Genomic DNA, 22,694 nt, shown 5'->3' with positions numbered 1-22,694 from the left:
TCACCCGTGGGCGTCGGGTTCACCCGGAGCCGTGCCCAACCCGGCCAATTGCGAGATTTCTTGGGCGATACGTTCTGAACTGCCGTGCGGCAAGTCATCATCAGCCATTATCTGCCCGTCCAGCGATTGTAAGATGTCGGTCGTCTGCGGCGTGGCATTTGCCGGGGGGCTGACGGGCACCTCGTCGTCCGGTACAGGCGCCGTGGGTCCGGCTGCGGTAAATTCGTTCTCGCCCGCTGCCAACAGAACCGCCGCGTGCATCTGTTCGTTGATACGCACGGCCCGCATCCCGCCGCATTGGCCCAAGCGCCCGATGGCAACCCGTGTCTTGTCGACCGTCAGCGTTTCGGTTCTGTCCAGCCTCGCCCCCGCCAGGGGCATCATGTCCCCCGCCTTTAGGTGCGAGAACTCGGAAAGCGGAACAACCACCCTGCAAATGACCGCGTTCAGCTCGGCCCGCATCACACCGCTGGCCTGTTCCAGATTGCGCCCGCCATCCGCTGGGTCCGGGGCATCTTCGTCCTGGACGTCCGGTTTCAGCGGCAGCAGCAGGGTTATCTGGCCCTGCTGGGTGCCGCCGGTCAGTTCCACCGTCAGGTCAAACGCCTGGTACCCGTCGTCGCACAGCGCCAGTGACAATTCATGCAAATCCGCCGCGCGGCCCGCGTACTCGAAAGGGTCCAGATCGACCGCGCCTTGCGGATCAACGACCTGTTCGGGGGCGCGTGACAGCACGTCCTCCATCAGCGGGGCGACCATTGCCGCATCCGTATCCGTAAAGGGGCGCGCCGCGGGTGCGCCCGGCAGGACCTCACCCAGCGTTTGCATCTGCACGATGGCCGTAACGCAGACCGGATCAAGGCAGGCCGCCGCCACCTGTCCGCCGTCGGCGACAAATGTCAAAAGCAGCCAGCTCCCTGCGATCCCGGCCGTAAGATCATCCTGCCTGCGCGCGCCTTGCCGGATGCCGATAACCGACAGCGGCAGGTTCAACCGCTCGCTTGCGGCCTTGGCCAAGGTCAACCGCAGCGCCCGCAACAGGGTGCGCGGCCGTTCGACGGTATCGCGCTGCCCAGCGGCAAGCTTGCGTGCCAGGGCCGCGTTCACATGTCTGGTCATCGTAGCCAACCACCGGATTTGACAGAACTCAGATCAGGTTTAACCCGCCGACCCTTACCAATATCTTTATGGTCCTTCGGTTATTGCGCAGCCTGCCGGTAAGCCAGCGGCAAACTGACCCGGAACGCCGCCCCGTCCTGCCCCGGCAAATAGCTGATTTCGCCGCCCAGCCGCTGCATGATCTCGTCACAGATCGCAAGGCCCAACCCGGCGCCGCCTGCCTTGTCGATCCCGACCCGCGCGAATTTCTCGAATACCATGGATTGGGCCTCGGGGGGGATACCGCTGCCATTGTCGACAAAATCGACCACCGCCTGACCGCCAACATCATGGACCGTGATCGTCAGCACCGGATCAGCGGCATCACAATATTTCTGCGCGTTCGAGATCACGTTGATGAAAACCTGCCCAAGCCGGTCAAGATCAGTGTGCAATGATATCCGTTCGGACGGTTTTGTGCGTTTGATTGTCAATGGGCGCTCGGCCCCGGCCAGCGCGGTGGAAACTGCCCTGTCCAGCACCGAATGCAACGTTGCCTCTCCCATGTTCAGGCTGACCTGGCCGCTTTCCAGAACGCTCAGGTCCAGAAGATCGTCCAGCAGGCGCGTCAGGCGCAGCGCCTCGTCATGAATGATCGCCGCATAGCGCGTCTTTTCCTCGGGGCTAAGTTCTTCGGTGTCGCGCATGATCTCGGAAAATGCCCGGATCGAGGTCATGGGCGTGCGCAATTCATGGCTAACCTGGCCAAGAAATGCATCCTTCTGCATGGAAATTTGCGTCAGTTTCGCATTGGCTTCACGCAATTGCCGGGCGGTACGGCTCAACTCGGCAGATTTCGCTTCGAGCTGGCCCGAATATTCCAGCAACTGCGCGGATTCGTCCGCAACGGCCAGCAGGTCTTCGACCGAAACCGACGACCCGCCGACAATCTGCCCGATCATCGCATGGGCGGTCGCCGCTCCCACCGACCCGCTAAGCTCACGTTCGAGCCTCTCAAGAAATCCCGGTGTTGGTTCGGGCAGCCGCCCCCTGCCGCCCTGTTGTTCGGCCTCGAGCTGAAAAAACTCCTGCGCGGGCACGGCGCCCAGGATGCGCTGCGTCATGATCATCAGGTCTTCGCTTTGGGCCACCGACCCGCTCCATCCGCGCGGCGCGACCGAATGGTCGAAAACATTGACGAACTGCGCGCCTTGCAGACGTTCCAGCGGGCTTGGAAAGCTCAGCAGCGAGGTTACGCAAAAGGCAATGGTATTAAGCGCCAGAGACCACAGAACCGTGTGGGTCATCGGGTCGATCCCCTCAAGCCCGAACATGGCCTGAGGGCGCAGCCACCCGATCCCGAAGGGGCCGTTTTGCAGAACAGTCTCGGGCATCACCCAGCCGCCCATTCCGGGCAGCAACAAGGTATAGATCCACAACCCGAACCCCACGCTCAGCCCTGCCAGCGCGCCGGCGCGCGTCGCGCCGCGCCAGAACAGGCCGCCAACCAGCGCCGGCAAGATCTGCGATATCCCGGCAAAGGCCACCAATCCGATTGAGGCCAGCGCCGCACCGCCCCCGGACAAGCGATAGTAAAAGAACCCCAGGCACATGATCGCGGCAATCGAGATCCGGCGCGCCATCAGGACGATGGTTCGCACATCCCCCGAGACCGAGCTTTTGCTTTCCTGCATGCTCAGCCAGATGGGCATGACAAGATGGTTCGACACCATGGTCGACAGGGCCATTGCGGTGACAATCACCATCGACGTGGCGGATGAGAACCCACCGATAAAGGACAGCATGGCCAGCCAGTCATTGCCCTGCGACAGGGGGACGGTCAGAACGAACAGGTCGGGGTTTGACCCGGCTGGCATCAGGTCCAACCCAACCACCGCGATTGGAATGACGAACAAGCTCATCAGCAAAAGGTACAGGGGAAAGGCCCATGCAGCCGTTCGCAGATGCCCCTCGTCGTCATTTTCGACGACCATGACTTGAAACATGCGCGGCAGGCAGACAAAGGCGGCGGCGGACAAGAACGTGATCGCGGTCCAGCGCCCTCCGTCCACCTGCCACTGCCCGATTTCCGAGGCGTCGATGCGGTCCATTATCGGGCCGATTCCCCCGGCGACCCCCCAGACCACAAAGATGCCCACGGCGAGCAGGGCAAACAGTTTGACCACGGATTCCACCGCGATGGCCGTGACGACACCGTGGTGACGTTCGTTCACATCCAGGTTTCGGGTTCCGAACAGGATCGCGAACACCGCCAACCCGGCGGCGACCCAGAACACGCTGGACCCCTCGCGGTACAGGCCCGACGGGTCCGCTTCGGCGAAGATCGAAAACGACAGGGTAATCGACTGAAGCTGAAGCGCGATATATGGCGTCCCACCCAGAACGGCCAGGATGGTGACGCAGATCGCCAGCGTGTTTGACTTGCCATAGCGCGATGAGACAAGGTCAGCGATGGATGTCACGCGCTGGCTACGACCGACCCGCACCAGTTTGCGCAGGCCCCACCACCAGCTTATCATCACAAGCGTCGGCCCAAGATAGATCGTCACGAATTCCAGGCCAGACCGTGCGGCGTTTCCCACCGCGCCGTAGAACGTCCAGGCGGTGCAATAGATCGACAGGGACAGCGTGTAGATCAACGGCGAACGCAACCACCTGCCCCGCCCCGCAGCGGCCAGCCGGTCTGCGGCAAAGGCCACACCGAACAGCAGCACGACATAGCCGAGGCACACCAGAATCAAGACATTCAGCGTTGCCATTTCTGGGTCTCCGGCCCGGTATCTTCGCGCCTGCTCATACGCCGTGCGGCCAGGCCGAACAAAAGGCTGCACAGGATCAGGCCGACCCAGCAGATAAAGATGTAATAGATTGCCGAAGACAGCGGCACGGGCGCTTCGTCAGAACTCCCGTCGGGCCAAAGCAGGGGCAATGCGATCAGCGCAGCACCCAGAAAAGGCAGCAGCCGCGCCGCATCGGCCAGCCTGCGCCGGCGATAGCTTTGACGTTCCAGGAACAGCGATTGCCGCGCACCCGAAGGCCGAGGTTCACCGCCCGGATCGGTTGTCATGACTGCGACGCCTGCGCATGAAGGTCACGCACAGCAGTCAGAACCTCGGAATTCGAGAATGGTTTGGTCATAAAGCGGCTGACACCGGCATTTTCCGCCATTTCGCGGTCGCGCGACTGGCCCCGCGCCGTCAGCATGAGAACCGGCAGACGGGCCATGTTTTCATGCTCGCGCAGGTCCCTCAGGACATCCATGCCGCTTTTGCCGGGCAACATCACATCCAGGATCACCAGATCAGGTTCGGCGGCCAGGATCACCTGTACCGCGTCTGTGCCTTCGGCATGTGTTTCGACCTGCCAACCCTCTCGGGTCAACAGGAACCGGATCGCCTCGGTGATATTGGGCTCGTCCTCAATCAGCAGAACCTTGCGGCTCATCTACATATTCCTCCCCATGGCCGGTAATATACCTGGCCACCCACAGGAAACAGATTAATCGGACTGAAACGAAACTGTCAAAAACCTTCGCTCAGAATCGACGGCTCGCGCCGCGTTTCGCATTGGTTCCTGGGGCAGATACGGCAACTTGTTCCGACCTCTGAGGCATTGGAACGCTCGGGCAAGGCGGAATCCGTCGGCAGCACCAGCATGACCGACCGGTATACCGGGTCCGCGTCAAAGCCCGCCACTGCCTGCGGCCAGGCAATGGCATAACACTCAAATTCGGCAATCGTCCGGCCAAGCTGTGTAATCCGTTTGCGAAGCGGAACAAGCGGCCGGTTGAGGGCGGTGAAAAGCGGCCATAACGGACAGGCTTCGCCATGGCGCGGCAGCGCAAACCCCGGCACGGGCTTATAGAAAAGGACACTGCCGGACGCATCGCAGATCGCCAGACCTGCGGGTTGTGGCAGCAGGTCCTTGGGAAGGAAAGCCAAACGGCGCAACACCGTCGGCAGATCGACCGAAAACCGAGCCGCCAGCTTTAGCGGATCAACGTCTTGCCCGGCCAGAGCGTCCCGCATTTGATCCAGCGGCATGGCGGCCGCGTCCGCCGCATACACGGCAAGCATTTCCCGCGCCACCGTCTTGGCCGCACCCGAATCCAGGTCGTCCAACGAAATCTGCCCGGCATCCTGTCCCTGTTCGATTTCCGGGAAATGATGGCCCTGACCGGCAAAAAACGCCTCGACCTCTTCCAGCGGAATGCCGCTTTTGTCATCGGCGCTTTCGCTGTCATCCAGATATGCGACCAGAGCCTTGGAACTTTCGGCCAAACGCTCTGCGTCCTGGTGCAGGTTCTTGTGAAACCGGTCGCGCCACTCAGCGCCGATTTCCCCCGGCTCGGCCAGAATCGCCGCTGTGGACCGAATGGCGGCCGCGGTCGACAGAACTTCGTGCATGGACGCCGCGATCTGCGGGTCATGCGTCAGGCGGTCGGCCAGTGTTTCCACGGTGCGTTCCAGCGACACCACCCGGCTGTGCATTTGCGCAAGAACGCCCGCCCAACCCGGAAAGCGCCCTGCAAATTCATCCAGACCGTCCACCTCGGCCTTTTGCCCGACAGCATCTGCGGCAGCCTCGCGCAGGGCCGAGATCAGCGTCGCCTCGATCCCCTGGGTCAAAACCGATGGCTCGACCGCCAGGGCAGCGGCGATATCGACCAGCAGCTTGCCTCCGATCCGGCGCCTGTTGTGTTCAATCAGGTTCAGATAAGACGCCGATATCCCGACCAGGCGGGCCAGTTCGGCCTGCCGCAGCCCGGAAATCTGCCGCCTTTCGCGAATTCTGCTGCCAGTCAGCGTGTCGCGCACCCGGTTTCCCCCTGCCCAGATCGATCCCGCGCGCCCACATTCGAACGGCCCGGTTTTCAGATTAACGCTTGGATTGTTGCGCCTTGCGGGACTATTTTCAAATACAGTTTACAAGATTAACAACCTTTCGGCCACAACACCCCCTGTCGTTGCAGAATTGACAGCCCCCGCAGGCGCACCTGCCCACGACTGAAATCCATGTTTCTGGGGCCAGCCCCTTCTAATTTGCCGCAATACCCGTCACGATAGGTATATGAGCGATCCGGCCTTCGAATATGCCCCAATCGGGCTTGTCGAACTCGAAAACCGAGTGATCCGGCGTTGCAACCTGCAGTTTTCGCGCACGTTCGGCGGCACCGAAGAAGACTATCGCAACATGCCGCTGTTGCATCTCTATCCCTCGGTGGCCGACTGGGAACGGATTGGCCAACGCAGTCTGCAAGTCATGCGGGACACGGGCTATTACACCGACGAACGAGTCATGCGGCGTCGCAATGGCGATTTGTTCTGGTGCCGCGCGCGCGGCAGGTCGCTGACCCCGGACGATCCGTTTCGCCACGGCATCTGGAGCTTTTCGGATATTTCCGAGGAACGGCCGCTGGTTGAGTTGACCCAAAGGGAGCGCGAGGTTGCGATCCTGTCCTGCCGTGGGTTGTCGGCCAAGGAAATCGGCGGCGAGCTGGGGCTGAGCTATCGGACGATCGAAGCCTATCGCGCCCGGCTGCTGGAAAAGTTCGGCGCACGCAAACTGCCCGAACTCGTGGCCAAATTATCCGGGATGCCCCTGTAATCGGCCCGACCGGTTGCGTTTTGCGTCCAAACCCCTATTTCAACGGCCGAGACTGCGCTTTTCATGGCCGACCGCATGGCTTATAACGCTGCGTAATCAGACCAAAGCCCGCGCCAGACAGACGGGCCCTAGGGGAACCTTCGAGGACACTCATGACAGATACCAAACACGAATCGGACGTGGCGTTTATCAAGGCACTGGCCGAGTTGCTGCGTGAAAACGACCTGACCGAATTGCAGGTCAAACGCGAGTACGGCGAAGAAGACAGCCTGAATGTGCGCGTCAGCCGTGCTGTTCAGGTTGCCGCTGCTCCGGTTCAGGTGGCGGCCCCGGCCGCGGCAGCCCTTGCCGCAGCGCCCGCCCCGGCCGCCGCAGCAGCCGAAGCCCCGGCGGCAAGCGATGACCCGGCCAGCCACCCCGGCGCCGTGACCTCGCCGATGGTTGGAACCGTCTACATGCAACCCGAACCCGGCGCACCGGCCTTTATCAGCGTCGGCGCATCCGTGTCGGAAGGCGACACGTTGCTGATTGTCGAAGCGATGAAAACCATGAACCATATCCACGCCCCCAAATCGGGCACCATCAAGCGCATCCTCGTGGGCGATGGCGACGCCGTGGAATTTGGCACCCCTCTGGTCATCGTTGAGTAAGGCGGGCCCATGTTCGACAAGATCCTGATTGCCAACCGAGGCGAGATCGCCCTGCGCGTCATCCGCGCCGCGCGAGAGATGGGGATTGCGACGGTCGCCGTCCATTCGACCGCCGACAGCGATGCGATGCATGTGCGCATGGCCGACGAATCGGTGTGCATCGGCCCTCCGCCCAGCCCAAGCAGCTATTTGTCCGTGCCCGCGATCATCTCGGCCTGCGAGATCACCGGCGCGCAGGCGATCCATCCCGGCTATGGTTTCCTGTCCGAAAATGCCGAATTCGTGCAGATCGTTGAAGACCACGGCATCACCTTCATCGGCCCCACCGCCGAACATATCCGCGTGATGGGCGACAAGATCACCGCCAAGGACACCATGAAGGCGCTTGGCGTGCCATGTGTTCCGGGATCGGACGGCGGTGTTCCCACTTTGGCTGATGCCAAGCGCATCGGCGAGGAATTCGGATATCCCGTCATCATCAAGGCGACCGCCGGCGGTGGCGGGCGCGGCATGAAAGTCGCGCAGACCGCAGATGACATGGAAAGCGCCTTTATGACCGCGCGGGCCGAGGGCAAGGCCGCCTTTGGCAATGACGAGGTCTATATCGAGAAATACCTGACCACGCCCCGCCATATCGAGATTCAGGTCTTTGGCGACGGCAAGGGCAAGGCGGTTCACTTGGGCGAACGCGACTGTTCGCTGCAGCGCCGCCACCAGAAAGTGTTCGAAGAGGCCCCCGGCCCCTGCATCACCCCCGAAGAACGTGCCGAGATCGGCAAAATCTGCGCCGACGCGGTTGCCAAGATCAACTATATCGGCGCGGGTACCATCGAATTCCTGTACGAGAATGGCGAGTTCTACTTCATCGAGATGAACACCCGCCTGCAAGTGGAACACCCGGTGACCGAAGGCATCTTTGGCGTCGATCTGGTGCGCGAACAAATCCTTGTTGCCGCAGGCGAGGACATGTCGTTCGGCCAGGACGATCTGGAGATCAACGGCCACGCCATCGAAGTTCGGATCAACGCGGAAAAGCTGCCGAACTTTTCCCCCTGCCCTGGCAAGATCAGCGCGTTTCATGCGCCTGGGGGGCTTGGTGTCCGGATGGATTCGGCCCTGTATGACGGGTATTCCATCCCGCCCTACTACGATTCCCTTATCGGCAAGCTGATCGTTCAGGGGCGCGACCGAAACGAAGCGCTGGCGCGCCTGAACCGTGCGCTGGGTGAACTGATCGTTGATGGCGTCGACACGACCGTGCCCCTGTTTCACGCCCTGCTTCAGGAACCGGACATTCACAGCGGCGACTATAACATCCACTGGCTGGAGCACTGGCTTGCGGAGAACATGGCGCAATAAGACCGCGTGGCCGAAGCGGGTCCCCCCTTCGGCCAGCAAACCTGCCGCATGAGCCTGTCACCCGAACTGTTGATGCATGGCTATTCCATCGGCATTTTCCCGATGGCCGAAAACCGCGAGTCCGACGAGCTGTTCTGGGTCGACCCGAAACTCCGGGGCGTTTTTCCCCTGGACGGGTTCCATATCTCGCGCAGCCTGGCGCGGCGGATCAGGAATTGCGGGTTTCAGATAGCAATCGACCAACAGTTCCTGGGCGTTGTCGATGGGTGCGCAGACCGACCGGACACGTGGATCAACGCCGAATTGCGCGACCTGTACCAACAGCTCTATCACTTGGGTCACGCCCATTCGCTTGAGGTTTACGACGGCGAGGAACTGATCGGCGGTGTTTTTGGCGTCGCAATCGGCGCGGCCTTTTTCGGCGAAAGCATGTTTTCGCGGCGGCCCGATACGTCTAAGATCGCGCTGGCCTATCTGGTCGACCGCTTGCGCCAGACAGGGTTTAGGCTGTTTGACACCCAGTTCCTGACCGCACATCTCGCGTCGCTGGGCGCAATCGAGATTTCGCGAAGCGCCTATCGTCAGGAATTGCAGGAGGCCGTGAATACCGCAGCGGATTTTTCAGCCATATTGGTACAGTCGCCTCAGGGCGTGATACAGCGGATCACCCAGACGTCGTAGCGGGCATGGTCCAGCGCATGCAACGCTGGCGAGGTCGCAATCATCCATCCGTCAAACAACTGCTCTGACTTGCCCTGTTCCCAGATGGTCAGATAGGCGAATGCATCACCGGTTGGGTTGTCGACCGGAAAACGACAATCACCCAGCGCGACATCCAACCCGAACACGGTCTTTGTCTGCCCCGATTGAAGCTCGATATCCACGGTCTGGCCGCTGACCTTGTCCAGCCCCCGCAACATGGCCCCCGGACCCGACTGTACCTTCTGTTGCGCCGTGGCCGCCGTCGCCGTCAGCGCAAGCGCCATCAGGGCAAGGCGCATCATTCGCCGCCGTCCCCGGCCACGAATTTCACCAGCAGCGAAATCAGGCTGACCGCACCTTGCGTATCCTCAATCTCGTCCCCGGCCTCGAAATAGAAAGGGGACCCGCCGGGCATGACTTCAACAAAGTTGCCCCCCAGCAACCCTTCGGAGGAAATGATGATTGCTGAATCATCGGGGATCAGAACTCCGTCCTTGACGGAAAAGGTCGTATCAGCGCGATAGGTGTCCGGGTTAAGATCCACGTCGGTTACGGTCCCGATCTTGACCCCGGCAAGGCGCACATCGGTCCCTATACCCACCCCCTCCAGCGAGCGGAAAGAAGCGGCGAGTTCATACCCGCCTGCGTCCCGTGTCAGCCCGGCTGACTGGCTGGCATAGACGCCAAATGCGACGGCACAGGCCAGAACAACCCCGCCGACAAGGACTTCGGTCATATTGTGGGTGGACATCCTTAGCCTCGCTTATTCCGGGCTCCACGCTTCGTAATCAGACCGTTCGACCGGGTCCACCCGGCGCAACGATCCAGCGGGCGCATAGGCAAGCGCGGTACCGGTCAGGTTCTCCTGGTGCGGTTGTTCCCACGGCTTGTGCATCAAAGGCTTGTCCGTCGGCGGCTCGTCCCATGTCCGGTGCAACCAACCATGCCAGTCAGGGTCGACCCGGCTGGCCTCGGCCTCGCCATTGAAAATCACCCACCGGCGGCTGTCATCGGCTGTTCGGTAGAAAACATTGCCCGCGTCGTCTTCGCCCACCTTGACGCCCTTGCGCGCAGTAAAGATCTGCGTGTTCAGGGTTGCCCCGTTCCACCACGTCACGGCGCGCAAAAGAGTGTTCAGGATTCCCATCGGTTGCCTCCGGCATTTCGCTCCTGCAACGGTATGGACCAAAGGTGCGCCAAGGTCCAGTGCCACAAGGCGCTTCTGCGTCACTCCGGCAGATATGCGGTGACTTCAATCTCGATCCGGTATTTGGGGTCGATCAGGCCACATTCAATCATCGTCGCCGCAGGTGGGGCGGCGCCAAAAGTCTCTGCCAATACCGGCCAGCATGGCTCAAACTCGGCGCGATCCTGCAACATATACGTCACGCGAACGACATGCTCAAAACCCGCCCCGGCCTCGGCAAGCGCTTTTTCGATGATCGAAAGGGCCGAGCGGCACTGGGCAACGACATCGTCGCCCTGACCCACCGTCCCCGCAACATGAACCCAGTTGCCCGCAACCACGGCCCTGCAATACCCGACCTTTGCCTCAAACTCTCCGCCGGAAGGGATACGCCTGATTGTCATCGTATTTTCCATGTCCAATTGACCGGCCCGGTTTCTGACCAACCATGCGAGGCTCTGCCTCGCGCTCCGGGATATTTATAGCCAGATGAATGGAGGATCCGCAGCTTCATCTGGCCACAAATATCCCGGGGGAGTCGCCCGCAGGGCGGCGGGGGCAGCGCCCCCATTTGCGACGCGTTAACCTGCTGACGCGGATTCTGGTGCGGCGTCAGCGTAGATGATCAGGGGCTGTTTGTCAGAAGAAACGGCCTCTTCGTTCACCACGACCTCGGTTACATTCTTCATGCCCGGCAGTTCGAACATGGTGTCCAGCAGGATGTCCTCGAGGATCGAACGCAGGCCACGCGCGCCGGTTTTGCGCTCGATCGCCTTGTTGGCAATCGCTTTCAGAGCATCGTCAGTAAAGGCGAGTTCCGCATCTTCCAGTTCGAACAGGCGCTGATACTGTTTGACCAGAGCGTTCTTGGGTTTGGTCAGGATCGTAACAAGCGCATCCTCATCCAGGTCTTCCAGGGTTGCCAGAACGGGCAAACGTCCCACGAATTCGGGGATCAGGCCGAATTTCAACAGATCTTCGGGTTCCAGATCCTTGAAAATCTCTCCGACACCGCGGTCATCATTGTCCCGCACATCGGCGCCAAAGCCCATGGCAGACCCCTTGCCGCGTTGCGCGATGATCCGGTCCAGACCGGCGAAGGCACCGCCGCAGATGAACAGGATATTGGTGGTATCGACCTGCAGGAATTCTTGCTGCGGGTGCTTGCGGCCACCTTGCGGCGGCACACTGGCAACAGTGCCTTCCATCAGTTTCAGCAATGCCTGCTGCACCCCTTCGCCCGATACATCGCGGGTGATCGAGGGGTTTTCCGACTTGCGGGTGATCTTGTCGACCTCGTCGATATAGACGATGCCGCGCTGGGCGCGTTCGACATTGTATTCGCTGGCCTGCAAAAGCTTGAGAATGATGTTCTCGACGTCTTCGCCAACATAACCGGCCTCGGTCAGCGTGGTCGCGTCTGCCATCGTAAACGGCACATCCAGAATGCGCGCCAGCGTCTGGGCCAGCAGGGTCTTGCCGCATCCGGTCGGGCCAATCAGCAGGATGTTGGATTTCGCCAATTCGATATCGCTGCCCGCTTTCTGGGCGTGGTTCAGACGTTTGTAGTGGTTATGAACCGCAACCGACAGAACCCGTTTGGCAGTGGCCTGACCAATAACATAGTCATCCAGAACCTCGCAGATATCTTTGGGCGTCGGCACCCCATCCGAGGATTTCAGGCCGCTGGCCTTGGTTTCTTCGCGGATGATATCCATGCACAGTTCGACGCATTCGTCGCAGATGAACACGGTTGGGCCGGCAATCAGCTTACGGACCTCGTGCTGGCTTTTGCCGCAGAAACTGCAGTAGAGCGTATTCTTGCTGTCGCCGCCTGAATTCGTCGCCATGATCTACCTTTCGGGCTCCATCCCTGCGGCCTGTTTCGGGCCGCGTTTGCCGTCTGTTGATGCAGCTTAGGCCAGCGCCGGAGCAGCTACAATCTCAAAATGTGCCCCGCACCTATCGCGCGGGGCGTGGGCCTCAGGCCTCATCCGCGTCCATTTTTGCACGGTTTTCAACGATCTCGTCGATATGACCCCATTCCTTGGCCTCTTCCGGGCTCATGAAATTGTCACGATCCAGCGCCTTTTCAACGGCCTTTTTGGTCTGCCCGGTATGACGCACATAGATATCATACAGGCGATCTTTCAGCTTTTGCGTCTCGGCCGCGTGAATCATGATGTCGCTGGCCTGACCCTGATAGCCACCGCTGGGCTGGTGCACCATGATCCGGCTGTTGGGCAGCGAAAACCGCATTCCCTTTTCGCCACCGGCCAGCAGAACCGACCCCATCGACGCCGCCTGACCGATCACCAGGGTCGAACATTTCGGCTTGATGTACTGCATTGTGTCATAGATCGACAAACCGCTGGTCACGACCCCGCCGGGGGAATTGATGTAGATCGAGATTTCCTTGTTCGGATTCTCCGCCTCAAGGTGCAGCAATTGCGCGACGACAAGGTGACTCATACCGTCATGAATCGGGCCGTTGATGAAGATGATCCGCTCTTTCAGAAGGCGCGAGAAGATATCGTAGGCACGTTCGCCGCGGCTGGTCTGTTCGACCACCATCGGGACGAGCGTATTCATGTAGGTGTCAACTGGATCGAACATGTGGAACCTGCCTGCTTTGCGATGGATCGGGATATTACCCGAAGAAATGTTACATGAGTCTTAGTGTCGGCGCAGAAGGGCCGCAAGGGGGGACGCCCGAGTTCGCCCGCCGGAGCCTGGAAATCGGGACTTGCGTTCGGGTCGCTCGGCACGGCGCTGCAACACCGCCCGGCTGCGGTTGCAAAACACTGGCCCCGATTCCGGAAAGGTGCTACCGACAGGAAAGATCGAGTAGCATGGGAGATACCTGATGATCCGCACAATTCTGATTGGTCTGAGCTTGTTTGCGCTGACCGCCTGCGAAACCGCCAAGGGTGCCGGGAAAGACATCGAGCATGCCGGCGACGCCATCCAGGACGCGGCCACCGACGTGCAGGAAAACCTCTAAGGTTCTACAGCATATTGCGGGGGATGTCGGCGTATATCCAATATATAGTTGCCCCAGCCCCCGACGCCGTGTATCCTGTGCCTACAGGTGCATAGACGCGGCACTGCATCATCCGAGCATCAATTGACGCTCTTGCGGGGTTCTTTTGTTCACACAAAAGAACCCCGTTCCCTTTTGGAGAGGGTGGAAAGTGGTAGCCTGTATGAACCCGGAAGCCGGCAAAAGGAAAAGGCGTCAGGTGCGCAGACGCGGTCTTTGCATGCATCCTTGCGGACACTCCTGACGCCTTGCCGGTTCGACACGCCCGAGGGCGCCTCGACCCAGTTGCCCCGGCCACAAGGGCCGCAGCCGTTGCCATGAACCCTGAGGTCCACCGCAACACGCTTTGACCGAAAAAACTGACCTCGGTCGCGCAGGGTACAAGACCCTGAGACACCCGACATCAACCTCCAAACCCTTGCGAAACAAAACAAATCCTAAGACCTGATCTCTTCCGCAGCCTGGCTTGGGCCATTGCGTCCCGCTTAGGCCCGTGTGAACCTGTGCGGTAATGAAACTGTTACATTGACGCGGTTCCCGGACAAGAAAATAGCACCGCAGCATGAAAATTACCGGGGGACAAATCTGTTGGTATCTGCCGGGAAAGCCTTGTGGACAACTCTGAATTCCGCACATTCCAGCAGGGTTGTTGGGGGATAAGTCCAGACATGAAAACCCATCCCGATTTCCCCCGCTTTCTGCGCCTGCAAAGGCCGCGCGCGCCGCGTTAGGCGGAAATTGTCCGAGTTGTACAACACTCAGACCCCCGATCTTTCGAATCGTACACCCGGAGATTCGCCCATGCGCCTGACCATTTCCCAAGCCCGCGCCCGATTGGGAGAGCTGGCAACCCTGTCCCAAGATCCCCGTCAGGTGATCGTGCTGACCCGCTATGGCAAACCGCTTGCCGCCCTGGTCTCGATGACCGAGGTCGAGCGCATCTGGGCCCTGCAGGATGACGACTGGGTCGGACCAAAACACCCGCTCAGCAGGCTGCGCGGGTGGTGGTCGAAAGGGCGCGGTATTCCGGGGATGGAACCGGGGCCGGACGGTTCATACGTCACCGCGCGCGATGCAGCGCTGAAGGTCCGCGAGATCCAGATGACCCGTGCCGAGGAGCGCCGCATCCTCAAGCGCGGGGGCCTGGACCCTGTCGCGGGCGGCGAGATTGCCGCCCGGCCCGTCGCCCCCCTGTGGAGACGCATGTTCCTGAGAAGCGCTCCGACCCGGCCGGGGTAACCACTTACCTTGCCGCGGAGTTTCACCGCGGCCACATGTACCCCCTACATCCGGGCGGGCCGGAAACGCTTCGGTTCGCCTGACAGTCGGGGACGGTGCTGTAGGTCGCCCCGATCCGCAGGCTACGGAATACGGCAAAAAAACCTGCCGTTTTCGTGTCGGGCATCGCTTGATGCGCTGACCGGTCGCCTGCGGCACAGACCAACTTGGCCGCCTGCGAACTGCAATGCCCCTGGCCTTTGGCTTCCCCCCTTGCCGCCATGGCCGTGGAGAACAGATCGGCAGAGCGCGGGGCAATTACAACTTACCTAAGGGAAACTTCATCAAGCGTTCATCTTGGCGCAGGGCACAAACGGCTCAGGCCCGGCGGCCTTGACACGATGCTGCGGCGCAGCAGAAGCTGAGGCATATTTTATCTATTGGAGATTTGACAATGTTTGGCCCCTTTTCCGTCTGGTCCCCCGAGTTTCGGTTTCCGCTGAGCGGGGATGTGCAGCAGGATATCGACCCGGTTCTGGCGGGCACCATCAAAGGCATCCCGGCAATCGAGACCCGCGTTCAGCGCGACGTCGCAAGCTATGGCACGCAACTGGGCAAGGTGCTTGAGGCGCTTCAGGCGTTGTCCCAGGCCACCGGGGTGGAGCTGTCCGAGATCGACACGCTGGTCGACGGGGTCGAGGCGGTCAAGGCCGACTGCAAACAGGCCCTGCGGGATCATGCCGAGGACGCGTTGCGCAAGTTGAAACAGGCGGATCCGGAGGGGTTTGAGGCCGTGGTGGCCGAGAACCGCCCCACGCCAACCTAATGGCAGTGGTAAGGCTGAGAACCCGCATGGCAGCACTGTCCCGGAGGAGAGCTTTTGCGACATCCTCCGCCATGGGCAAATGCGGTGGTTGCCCCAAAGATCGCAACCAAAGTGACCAAAATGAGTTTTCGCATGAAAAGACCTCAACCTATTAAAACAATATGTTAACGAAGGTTAACAAATTGGGTTGAAGCTGAAAGTCTCATTTTGACTTATTGAAGGGTAAGCAACGTCGGGGCCAGCACTGGTGCCCCCGACGCAAATGCGCGGCCCAAAGGCTCGGGCCACGCTGTACGCTGTCAGTTCTTACCGATGCCCACGCTCGCGCCAATGCCCAGGCCACCAACGCTGGCACCCACGCCTGCGCTTATTCCGCCACCGCCAGCGCTTGCTTCGGCTGAGGCGCCGATGCCACCCGAGCCGCCGCTGCCAGAACCACCGCTACTCGAACCGCCACTGGAACCGCCGCTGCCGGAGCCGCCGCCGCTGGAACCACCGCTGCTTGATCCGCCATTGCCCGTACCGGTGCCGCCGGTTGTGCCCGATCCGGCCTCTGATCCGCTTGTGCTGGCAACACTTGTGCCATCGCTTGCGTCCCCTTTGCGTGGCATCAACTGATCGCTTAAAACTTTACCGGTTTTTCCGTTAATTACCGTTTTGCGCATATAGGTGTCATTGTACGAATAGATCGACACCCGCCCATTCCAATGCTTGCGCATTTTGGTCACGGTGAAACCTTCGTTTCTAACCTGAATAATGACCGGGTCCGCTGGTCCGAAATTTGCCAGAACGGGCTCAGCCATTCCCAAGGACAAAATCAGCGCGGCACCTCCAATAGTTTTTGACCACATGGTTAATTCCTTTCTATGTTAATAAAAGGAGCCTGTAATTCAGACGCCTATCAATTGGCCGGTCGCCATGGCCCAATTGCGCCATATCCTCAGGCGGACAGGGTAATTTCTGCCCAGGCAGCCCGCGTTTAAACCTGCGCCAATTCGATTTCCCCGCCCCTTGGACACCAGGCCCAATATTGGGAGATTTGCGTAGCAGGCATCGCCGCATCTACCCTTCCGGTATTGCGAATCAGGCTTGCACGCAAAAGTGGTAAAACTTTGGTTTTATTTTGCGGGTTTTGCCACAGGAATTGACCGTGGCTTTCTATCTTCAAGGAGGAGGACGCTCAAACCCACAAAATTACTAAACGCATTTGCAAAGGTTGCACAAGTTTTCAGCACAGCAAGCCGGAGATTTCCACTCAATCCTAAAGGGAGCAGGTACTTGGCAAAAATTGGGATCGGCCACCGGGTTGGCCGCGTGCCAAGTGGTTTGGTCACGTGCAATTAAGATGACCAGCTTTTCGCAATCCACCAGCACCATAACTGCAACCGGGTGCCGCACGCGTTTGGCTATGCCAAACGCTTTCGCGCACTCGCCGTAAAAATGGAAAGCCTTCAGCTGTCCATTTTCAAGGCGCTAATAAACGCCTCCTGCGGGATATCCACCTTCCCGAACTGGCGCATCTTCTTCTTACCCGCCTTCTGCTTGTCCAGCAGTTTGCGTTTCCGCGTGGCGTCGCCTCCGTAGCATTTGGCGGTCACGTCCTTGCGCAGGGCCGAGAGCGTTTCGCGGGCGATGACCTTGCCTCCGATGGCGGCCTGGATCGGGATTTTGAACATGTGGCGCGGGATCAGGTCCTTGAGCTTTTCGCACATCGCCCGGCCCCGCATCTCGGCCCGGTCGCGGTGAACCATGGTCGACAGCGCGTCGACCGGTTCATCATTCACCAGCACCGACATCTTGACCAGATTATCCTCGGTATAACCGGTCATCTGATAGTCAAAGCTGGCGTAACCCTTGGTCACCGATTTCAGGCGATCATAGAAATCGAACACAACCTCGTTCAGCGGCAGGTCGTAGACAACCATCGCACGGCTGCCCGCATAGGTCAGGTCCATCTGGATGCCGCGGCGGTCCTGGCACAGTTTCAGCACGTCGCCCAGGTATTCGTCCGGCACCAAAATGGTCGCCTTGATGCGCGGTTCCTCGATATGGTCGACCTTGGACGGGTCGGGCATGTCGGCGGGGTTGTGCAACTCGATCATCTCACCGTCTTTCATGTAGACGTGATAGATCACCGAGGGCGCAGTGGTGATAAGCTCGATATCATATTCGCGTTCGATCCGGTCGCGGATGACCTCAAGGTGCAAAAGGCCAAGGAAGCCGCAGCGGAAGCCAAAGCCCAGTGCGGCCGAGGTTTCCATCTCAAAGCTGAACGACGCGTCGTTCAGGGCCAGCTTGTCGATCGCATCGCGCAGGTCTTCGAATTCGGCGCTGTCCACGGGGAAGAGACCACAGAACACCACCGGCTGCGCGGGTTTGAACCCGTCCAGCGCGTCCTCGGTCCCGTTGCGGTCATTGGTGATCGTGTCGCCGACGCGGGTGTCGCGGACCTGTTTGATGGACGCGGTGAGAAAGCCGATCTCACCGGGGCCAAGGCTGTCGACCATCTCCATCTCGGGGCGGAAGACGCCAACGCGGTCGACATGGTGCAGGGTGTTGTTCGACATGAACTTGACCCGCATTCCCTTTTTCAGCGTGCCGTCCATGATGCGGACCAGAACGATGACGCCGAGATAGGCGTCGTACCACGAATCCACCAGCATCGCCTTGAGCGGCGCATCGAGATTGCCCTGCGGTGCGGGCAGATGGGTGACGATGGCCTCAAGCGTCTCGTGGATGCCCTGCCCCGTCTTGGCCGAGACCTGAATGGCGTCGGTCGCGTCGATGCCGATCACATCTTCGATCTGTTCGGCCACGCGGTCACAGTCGGACGCGGGCAGGTCGATCTTGTTCAGCACCGGCACGATTTCGTGGTCGGCGTCGATGGCTTGGTACACGTTGGCCAGCGTCTGCGCCTCGACCCCTTGGGTGCTGTCCACGACCAGCAGCGAGCCTTCGACCGCGCGCATCGACCGGCTGACCTCATAGGCAAAATCCACGTGGCCGGGGGTGTCGATCAGGTTCAGCACGTATTTCTCGCCATCATCGGCGGTATAGTCGATGCGGACCGTGTTGGCCTTGATGGTGATGCCACGCTCACGCTCGATATCCATGCTGTCGAGCAGCTGTTCCTTCATGTCGCGATCCTTGACCGTTCCGGTCTCTTGGATGAGCCGGTCAGCAAGGGTGGATTTGCCATGGTCGATATGCGCGACGATGGAGAAATTGCGGATATGAGCGAGGTCTGTCATGGATTTGGGATATGTAGAGGAATCGTGGGTTGGTCAAGCGGCACAGAGCCTTGCATCGGGCAATTCTGCGCAACACCTGTATTCGAAAGGCGCCGAAAGCGGGCTTTGACAAGCCCGAGGCGTTCTGCGGCGGCAACAAAGACCCGGCGCATATGCCCGTTATGGGCAAATTGTCCGGCCCGGCCGCTGTTGCCCCGGTGTCTTTCGACGCTATGGGCGAATTGGCAAAACCGCGGCTTTCGGCTTTGCCCGGACCGATGCGCAGCGTTGGCGAAAGCAACGAACGCTGCGTTTCCAACCCCGTGCAATCACTTTTTCGCAACGTGTGATTGATCCTGATTCCACTTTGATTCATACTCCGCCGCAGACCGAGAGGGGCGTCAGACCCGTCCGGGCAGGCAAGAAAACGAGGCATGAGCATGAAACAGTTCCTCTTAATCGCATTTTGCGCGGCATCGCTGACGGCGGTGGCTCCGGCGGTCGACGCGGCTCAGATCAAGCGGGCGTGTCTGGCATCGGACCGGTCGGCGGCGACGCGGGATCGGTGCAATTGCATCCAGCGGGTGGCCGATCAGGCGCTGACCCGCAGCGATCAGAAAACCGTGGCAAAATGGTTCACCAACCCCCATCAGGCGCAAGAGTTGAAGATGTCGCAGACCGCGCGCGATGATGCGCTGTGGGATCGGTATCAGAACTTTGGCCAGATGGCGCAGGCGATCTGCAGCTAAGCCCGACGCAATCCTTGACCTGATGCCCGCTGCGCCCCAGAAATGGCGCAGCGAAAGGTATGTGTGATGGTGTTGAAAGGGCTGACCCTGCGGGGGCTCGAGGTGTTCGAGGCCTTGGCGCGAACGGGATCGGTGGCGCAGGCCGCCGAAATCACCGGGCTAAGCCAGCCTTCGGTTTCCCAGCAATTGCGCAACCTTGAAAAGGCATTGGGCACCGATCTTGTCGATCACGGGCGCCGTCCCATGCGCCTGACGCAGGCCGGGCGCAGCTTTCTGGCCCGTACCGAGACCATTCTGGCCGAGTTGCAGATGGCCCAGGGCGAATTGTCGGTCATGGATCTGGGGCACCTGACGACGCTGTCCATCGGATTGATCGACGATTTCGACAATGACCTGACCCCAAGGTTGGCGACCCTGCTGGCCGACAGCCTGACCCGGTCGAAATTCAAGCTGATTACCTTGCCCAGTCTCGAAATCTTTGAGGCGCTGGAATCGCAGAGCCTGCACCTGGCGGTTTCGGCCCATAGCGGCGAAGTGCTGGAAGGCGTGGTCGAATACCCGCTGGTTCAGGACCCGTTCATCCTGGTTCTGCCCAAGGGCGCCGCATCCGGGGCCCAGGATACGGGCGCGGTTCTTCGGGACCTGCCCTTTCTGCGCTATGCCCGCGATCAGTTGATCAGCCGCCAGATCGAAAGCCACCTGGCCCGCCACCAGCTGAGCTTTGAGGAACGGTTTGAAATCGGGTCTCATCTGGCATTGATGGCAATGGTTGCTCGGGGGCTTGGCTGGGCGATAACGACCCCTCTGGGATATATGCGGGCGGCGCGTTTCCACGACCAGCTGGATGCCCATCCCGCCCCGTTCGGCGCGTTTTCCCGAACAATATCGCTGTTTACCCGGTCGGACTGGTCCGATGACGTGCCCCGCGAAGTGGCGGGTATGCTGCGCCGCCTGATGCAAAGCCAGATCGTGGACCCGGCGATTGCGCGTCAACCCTGGCTGGGCGGGCGGTTGAAGGTCATTGGCGGCTAGGCCTCAAGATGCGCGCTCAGCCCGTCCATGGCCGTGTCGATCAGGTCAAGCGTTCCGTGAAAGTCGCGCGTGTAATAGGGGTCGGGAACATGATCCATGCCGGATTGCGGGGCGAAATCGGTCAGCAGGCGAACCGGCGTGGCATTGCCGGGCGGGCGCAGGGCTTCGATGGCTGACATGTTGTCGGCGTCCATCGCAAGGATAAGGTCGAAACTGTCGAAATCGGCGGCGACGAACTGGCGCGCGCGCAGATCGCCCAGATCCAGCCCGCGGTCCTTGGCGGCCTGTTGCATGGGGCCATAGGGCGGCTCGCCTATGTGCCAGCCCGAGGTCCCGGCGCTGTCGGTCACAAGATGCGGCAGGCGGGCCCTCAGGGCGCCTTGGGCGGCAGGAGATCGGCAGATATTGCCCAGGCAGACAAACAGGATACGATGTGACATGCGCCATGTTTATCCTGCGGAGACCCAATGGAAAAGATCGTCATCCTGACCGGGGCCGGAATTTCTGCGGAAAGCGGGTTGGGCACGTTCCGCGACCAAGGCGGTTTATGGGCCCAATACCGGATCGAGGATGTTGCAACGCCCGAGGCGTTTGCCCGCGATCCGGCCCTGGTTCAGGGGTTTTACAATGCCCGGCGGGTTCAGGCGGCGGCGGCCCGGCCAAATGCGGCCCATCAGGCCCTGGCGCGCCTGCAACGGAACCGGCCCGCAGAGGTCACGATCGTCACCCAGAATGTTGATGGCCTGCACGAGGCCGGTGGCGCGCGCGATGTGCTGCACATGCATGGCCGCCTGGACAAGGCGCTGTGCGCGGCCTGCGGATACCGGTGGGACGCCCCGCTGGAAATGAAGGTGGCAGAGCCCTGCCCCGACTGTCACAGCCCGTCTGCGCGCCCCGACGTGGTGTGGTTCGGCGAGATGCCCTATCACATGCCCGAGATCTACGACCACCTGGCAAGCGCCACGATCTTTGCCGCGATCGGGACATCGGGTCAGGTTTACCCCGCAGCCGCCTTTGTCCACGAAGCGGGTGCAGCGGGCGCCCGCACGATCGAGATGAACCTTGAACCGTCGGCGGGGGTTTCCAGCTTTGACGAGACCCTGCCCGGGATGGCGACCGAAACCGTCCCGCGCTGGGTCGAGGGGCTGCTGGCGCGGCGGACAACTTGACCGTCCGTGATTTGGCGCAGAGACTGGCGGTTGCCCCCCTTTGCAAAGGGCGCATCAGCTGACGGTCGGAAGGCAGACATGACGGAACAGACACCCAAAAGCGGCGAAATCGTCGATGACCCCCATATCGAGGCCCGTGATACCTTAAGCGCCAACCTGGCCGGTTTGTGGTGGACATTCCTTCTGCGCGGTGTGCTGGCGGCGGCTGTGGGCATTGCCGCGTTGTTCTGGCCAAGCGGCAGCATTTCCCTTTTGCTGCGCCTTGTGGGCGCGTTGCTGGTTTTCGACGGCGCGCTGACGCTTTTGGGGCTTGGCCGGCGCGGGCTGGTTGGCGGCGCGGGCGCAGGCGCCATACTGATCGGCCTGGTCCTGCTGATCTGGCCCGAAGGCGCGGCCCGGATCGCCTTTTTCCTGCTGGGCGCCTGGATCATGATCATCGGTATCGGGTCCCTGATGGCCCTGCAACAGATGCACGCACAGGACCCAGAGCGGCCCATGGTCCGAAACTCGGGCATCGTGGCGCTGGTCATTGGTCTGGTGCTGATCTTCTGGCCCGGAAGCGGGCTTGTCGCGCTAGGCTGGGCCATTGCCTTTGCGGCGCTGGCGCTGGCGGCGGTCATGGTCTTTCTTGCGATGCGGTTCAAACGCGCAAGTGACCGGGTCGAGATGCGGGTTATCAACCGCTAGAGCAAATGCGGGCCTTGCCACCTGTCGCGCCCGGACCAAAAACGTCAGGCCGGGAAAGCCCGGCCTGAGCTTGAAAAGCGAACCGGCCCCTGGATCGCCCCAGGGCCCGGCGGGCTT

General features: G+C 60.7%; 26 protein-coding genes. 12 read left to right on the top strand and 14 right to left on the bottom strand.

Annotation, left to right across the window (positions count from 1 at the left end):
* The 5 genes from ACXAG8_RS12395 to ACXAG8_RS12375 all read right to left on the bottom strand — a co-directional run bounded on the left by ACXAG8_RS12395 (nucleotide 1) and on the right by ACXAG8_RS12375 (nucleotide 5,936).
* A complete protein-coding gene (locus tag ACXAG8_RS12395) occupies nucleotides 1–1,119 on the bottom strand; it encodes a FliM/FliN family flagellar motor C-terminal domain-containing protein (RefSeq protein ID WP_475225264.1) in 1,119 nt (372 codons plus the stop codon).
* An 80-nt stretch (nucleotides 1,120–1,199) separates the two neighbouring features.
* Complete coding sequence (locus tag ACXAG8_RS12390) at nucleotides 1,200–3,878, bottom strand: ATP-binding protein (protein ID WP_475225257.1); 2,679 nt, start codon at nucleotides 3,876–3,878, stop codon at nucleotides 1,200–1,202.
* Complete coding sequence (locus ACXAG8_RS12385; protein WP_475225252.1) at nucleotides 3,866–4,186, bottom strand: hypothetical protein; 321 nt, start codon at nucleotides 4,184–4,186, stop codon at nucleotides 3,866–3,868. Before ACXAG8_RS12385 ends, ACXAG8_RS12390 begins: the two co-directional genes overlap by 13 nt.
* The gene (locus ACXAG8_RS12380) at nucleotides 4,183–4,563 is read right to left on the bottom strand and encodes a response regulator transcription factor (protein WP_475225249.1); all 381 of its coding nucleotides are present in this window, start codon (nucleotides 4,561–4,563) and stop codon (nucleotides 4,183–4,185) included. The genes ACXAG8_RS12385 and ACXAG8_RS12380 overlap by 4 nt, the downstream gene beginning before the upstream one ends.
* A 77-nt stretch (nucleotides 4,564–4,640) precedes the next feature.
* Nucleotides 4,641–5,936: a helix-turn-helix domain-containing protein gene (locus tag ACXAG8_RS12375; RefSeq protein ID WP_475225246.1), complete on the bottom strand. Its 1,296-nt coding sequence runs from the start codon at nucleotides 5,934–5,936 to the stop codon at nucleotides 4,641–4,643.
* A gap of 253 nt (nucleotides 5,937–6,189) precedes the next feature.
* On the opposite strand from ACXAG8_RS12375, the gene ACXAG8_RS12370 reads away from it, so the two are divergent.
* The 4 genes from ACXAG8_RS12370 (at nucleotide 6,190) to aat (ending at nucleotide 9,416) form a co-directional block, all read left to right on the top strand.
* A complete protein-coding gene (locus tag ACXAG8_RS12370; RefSeq protein ID WP_475225243.1) occupies nucleotides 6,190–6,726 on the top strand; it encodes a LuxR C-terminal-related transcriptional regulator in 537 nt (178 codons plus the stop codon).
* Between the two features lie 152 nt (nucleotides 6,727–6,878).
* On the top strand, nucleotides 6,879–7,376 hold the full coding sequence (accB, locus tag ACXAG8_RS12365; RefSeq protein ID WP_475225239.1) for an acetyl-CoA carboxylase biotin carboxyl carrier protein: 498 nt from the start codon (nucleotides 6,879–6,881) through the stop codon (nucleotides 7,374–7,376).
* Nucleotides 7,377–7,385: 9 nt separating this feature from the next.
* Nucleotides 7,386–8,735, top strand: coding sequence for an acetyl-CoA carboxylase biotin carboxylase subunit (gene accC / locus ACXAG8_RS12360; RefSeq protein ID WP_475225234.1), 1,350 nt, complete (start codon nucleotides 7,386–7,388; stop codon nucleotides 8,733–8,735).
* A 48-nt stretch (nucleotides 8,736–8,783) separates the two neighbouring features.
* Nucleotides 8,784–9,416, top strand: a complete 633-nt coding sequence (gene aat, locus ACXAG8_RS12355) for a leucyl/phenylalanyl-tRNA--protein transferase (RefSeq protein ID WP_475225231.1) — start codon at nucleotides 8,784–8,786, stop codon at nucleotides 9,414–9,416.
* On the opposite strand, the gene ACXAG8_RS12350 is transcribed toward aat, so the two are convergent.
* The 6 genes from ACXAG8_RS12350 to ACXAG8_RS12325 all read right to left on the bottom strand — a co-directional run bounded on the left by ACXAG8_RS12350 (nucleotide 9,380) and on the right by ACXAG8_RS12325 (nucleotide 13,239).
* Entirely contained in the window at nucleotides 9,380–9,739 is a 360-nt protein-coding gene (locus tag ACXAG8_RS12350; RefSeq protein WP_475225226.1) for a DUF2155 domain-containing protein, read from the bottom strand. The genes aat and ACXAG8_RS12350 overlap by 37 nt on opposite strands.
* Nucleotides 9,736–10,188 (bottom strand): outer membrane lipid asymmetry maintenance protein MlaD, encoded by a 453-nt coding sequence (mlaD, locus tag ACXAG8_RS12345; protein ID WP_475225222.1) that lies wholly within the window; start codon nucleotides 10,186–10,188, stop codon nucleotides 9,736–9,738. Before mlaD ends, ACXAG8_RS12350 begins: the two co-directional genes overlap by 4 nt.
* A gap of 12 nt (nucleotides 10,189–10,200) precedes the next feature.
* Nucleotides 10,201–10,584, bottom strand: a complete 384-nt coding sequence (locus ACXAG8_RS12340) for an NADH:ubiquinone oxidoreductase subunit NDUFA12 (RefSeq protein ID WP_475225219.1) — start codon at nucleotides 10,582–10,584, stop codon at nucleotides 10,201–10,203.
* 80 nt (nucleotides 10,585–10,664) lie between these two features.
* Nucleotides 10,665–11,027: a RidA family protein gene (locus tag ACXAG8_RS12335; protein ID WP_475225216.1), complete on the bottom strand. Its 363-nt coding sequence runs from the start codon at nucleotides 11,025–11,027 to the stop codon at nucleotides 10,665–10,667.
* 177 nt (nucleotides 11,028–11,204) lie between these two features.
* Nucleotides 11,205–12,473 (bottom strand): ATP-dependent Clp protease ATP-binding subunit ClpX, encoded by a 1,269-nt coding sequence (gene clpX / locus ACXAG8_RS12330; protein WP_475225213.1) that lies wholly within the window; start codon nucleotides 12,471–12,473, stop codon nucleotides 11,205–11,207.
* A gap of 133 nt (nucleotides 12,474–12,606) precedes the next feature.
* On the bottom strand, nucleotides 12,607–13,239 hold the full coding sequence (locus ACXAG8_RS12325; RefSeq protein ID WP_475225210.1) for an ATP-dependent Clp protease proteolytic subunit: 633 nt from the start codon (nucleotides 13,237–13,239) through the stop codon (nucleotides 12,607–12,609).
* A 250-nt stretch (nucleotides 13,240–13,489) separates the two neighbouring features.
* Here ACXAG8_RS12325 and ACXAG8_RS12320 point away from each other — a divergent pair, with 250 nt between their 5' ends.
* The 3 genes from ACXAG8_RS12320 to ACXAG8_RS12310 all read left to right on the top strand — a co-directional run bounded on the left by ACXAG8_RS12320 (nucleotide 13,490) and on the right by ACXAG8_RS12310 (nucleotide 15,710).
* Nucleotides 13,490–13,627 (top strand): entericidin A/B family lipoprotein, encoded by a 138-nt coding sequence (locus tag ACXAG8_RS12320; RefSeq protein WP_475225203.1) that lies wholly within the window; start codon nucleotides 13,490–13,492, stop codon nucleotides 13,625–13,627.
* Between the two features lie 840 nt (nucleotides 13,628–14,467).
* Nucleotides 14,468–14,905 (top strand): hypothetical protein, encoded by a 438-nt coding sequence (locus ACXAG8_RS12315; protein WP_475225195.1) that lies wholly within the window; start codon nucleotides 14,468–14,470, stop codon nucleotides 14,903–14,905.
* Nucleotides 14,906–15,338: 433 nt separating this feature from the next.
* The gene (locus ACXAG8_RS12310) at nucleotides 15,339–15,710 is read left to right on the top strand and encodes a hypothetical protein (RefSeq protein ID WP_475225189.1); all 372 of its coding nucleotides are present in this window, start codon (nucleotides 15,339–15,341) and stop codon (nucleotides 15,708–15,710) included.
* 299 nt (nucleotides 15,711–16,009) lie between these two features.
* Here ACXAG8_RS12310 and ACXAG8_RS12305 read toward each other — a convergent pair whose 3' ends face one another.
* Together ACXAG8_RS12305 and lepA are read right to left on the bottom strand one after the other, a co-directional pair.
* Complete coding sequence (locus tag ACXAG8_RS12305) at nucleotides 16,010–16,513, bottom strand: hypothetical protein (RefSeq protein WP_475225186.1); 504 nt, start codon at nucleotides 16,511–16,513, stop codon at nucleotides 16,010–16,012.
* 648 nt (nucleotides 16,514–17,161) lie between these two features.
* Entirely contained in the window at nucleotides 17,162–18,961 is a 1,800-nt protein-coding gene (gene lepA / locus ACXAG8_RS12300; protein WP_475225181.1) for a translation elongation factor 4, read from the bottom strand.
* A 50-nt stretch (nucleotides 18,962–19,011) separates the two neighbouring features.
* Between lepA and ACXAG8_RS12295 the strand changes: the two genes are divergently transcribed.
* From ACXAG8_RS12295 to ACXAG8_RS12285, 3 genes are all read left to right on the top strand, one after another.
* Nucleotides 19,012–19,290, top strand: coding sequence for a hypothetical protein (locus tag ACXAG8_RS12295; RefSeq protein WP_475225178.1), 279 nt, complete (start codon nucleotides 19,012–19,014; stop codon nucleotides 19,288–19,290).
* Nucleotides 19,291–19,374: 84 nt separating this feature from the next.
* Nucleotides 19,375–19,689 (top strand): hypothetical protein, encoded by a 315-nt coding sequence (locus ACXAG8_RS12290; RefSeq protein WP_475225171.1) that lies wholly within the window; start codon nucleotides 19,375–19,377, stop codon nucleotides 19,687–19,689.
* Between the two features lie 66 nt (nucleotides 19,690–19,755).
* Nucleotides 19,756–20,721 (top strand): LysR family transcriptional regulator, encoded by a 966-nt coding sequence (locus ACXAG8_RS12285; RefSeq protein ID WP_475225398.1) that lies wholly within the window; start codon nucleotides 19,756–19,758, stop codon nucleotides 20,719–20,721.
* On the opposite strand, the gene ACXAG8_RS12280 is transcribed toward ACXAG8_RS12285, so the two are convergent.
* Nucleotides 20,718–21,161 carry a low molecular weight protein-tyrosine-phosphatase gene (locus tag ACXAG8_RS12280; RefSeq protein ID WP_475225166.1) on the bottom strand — a complete coding sequence of 148 codons (444 nt, stop codon included), beginning with the start codon at nucleotides 21,159–21,161 and terminating at the stop codon, nucleotides 20,718–20,720. The two genes, ACXAG8_RS12285 and ACXAG8_RS12280, sit on opposite strands and share 4 nt — an antisense overlap.
* 27 nt (nucleotides 21,162–21,188) lie before the next feature.
* Here ACXAG8_RS12280 and ACXAG8_RS12275 point away from each other — a divergent pair, with 27 nt between their 5' ends.
* Both ACXAG8_RS12275 and ACXAG8_RS12270 read left to right on the top strand, forming a co-directional pair.
* Complete coding sequence (locus ACXAG8_RS12275) at nucleotides 21,189–21,890, top strand: NAD-dependent deacylase (RefSeq protein WP_475225159.1); 702 nt, start codon at nucleotides 21,189–21,191, stop codon at nucleotides 21,888–21,890.
* Nucleotides 21,891–21,968: 78 nt separating this feature from the next.
* Entirely contained in the window at nucleotides 21,969–22,577 is a 609-nt protein-coding gene (locus ACXAG8_RS12270; protein ID WP_475225156.1) for an HdeD family acid-resistance protein, read from the top strand.
* The last annotated feature ends 117 nt before the right edge of the window (nucleotides 22,578–22,694 follow it).

This window comes from Ruegeria sp. ABD4_443, from assembly GCF_056160865.1.
This window is presented reverse-complemented; position numbering and strand designations above follow the sequence as displayed.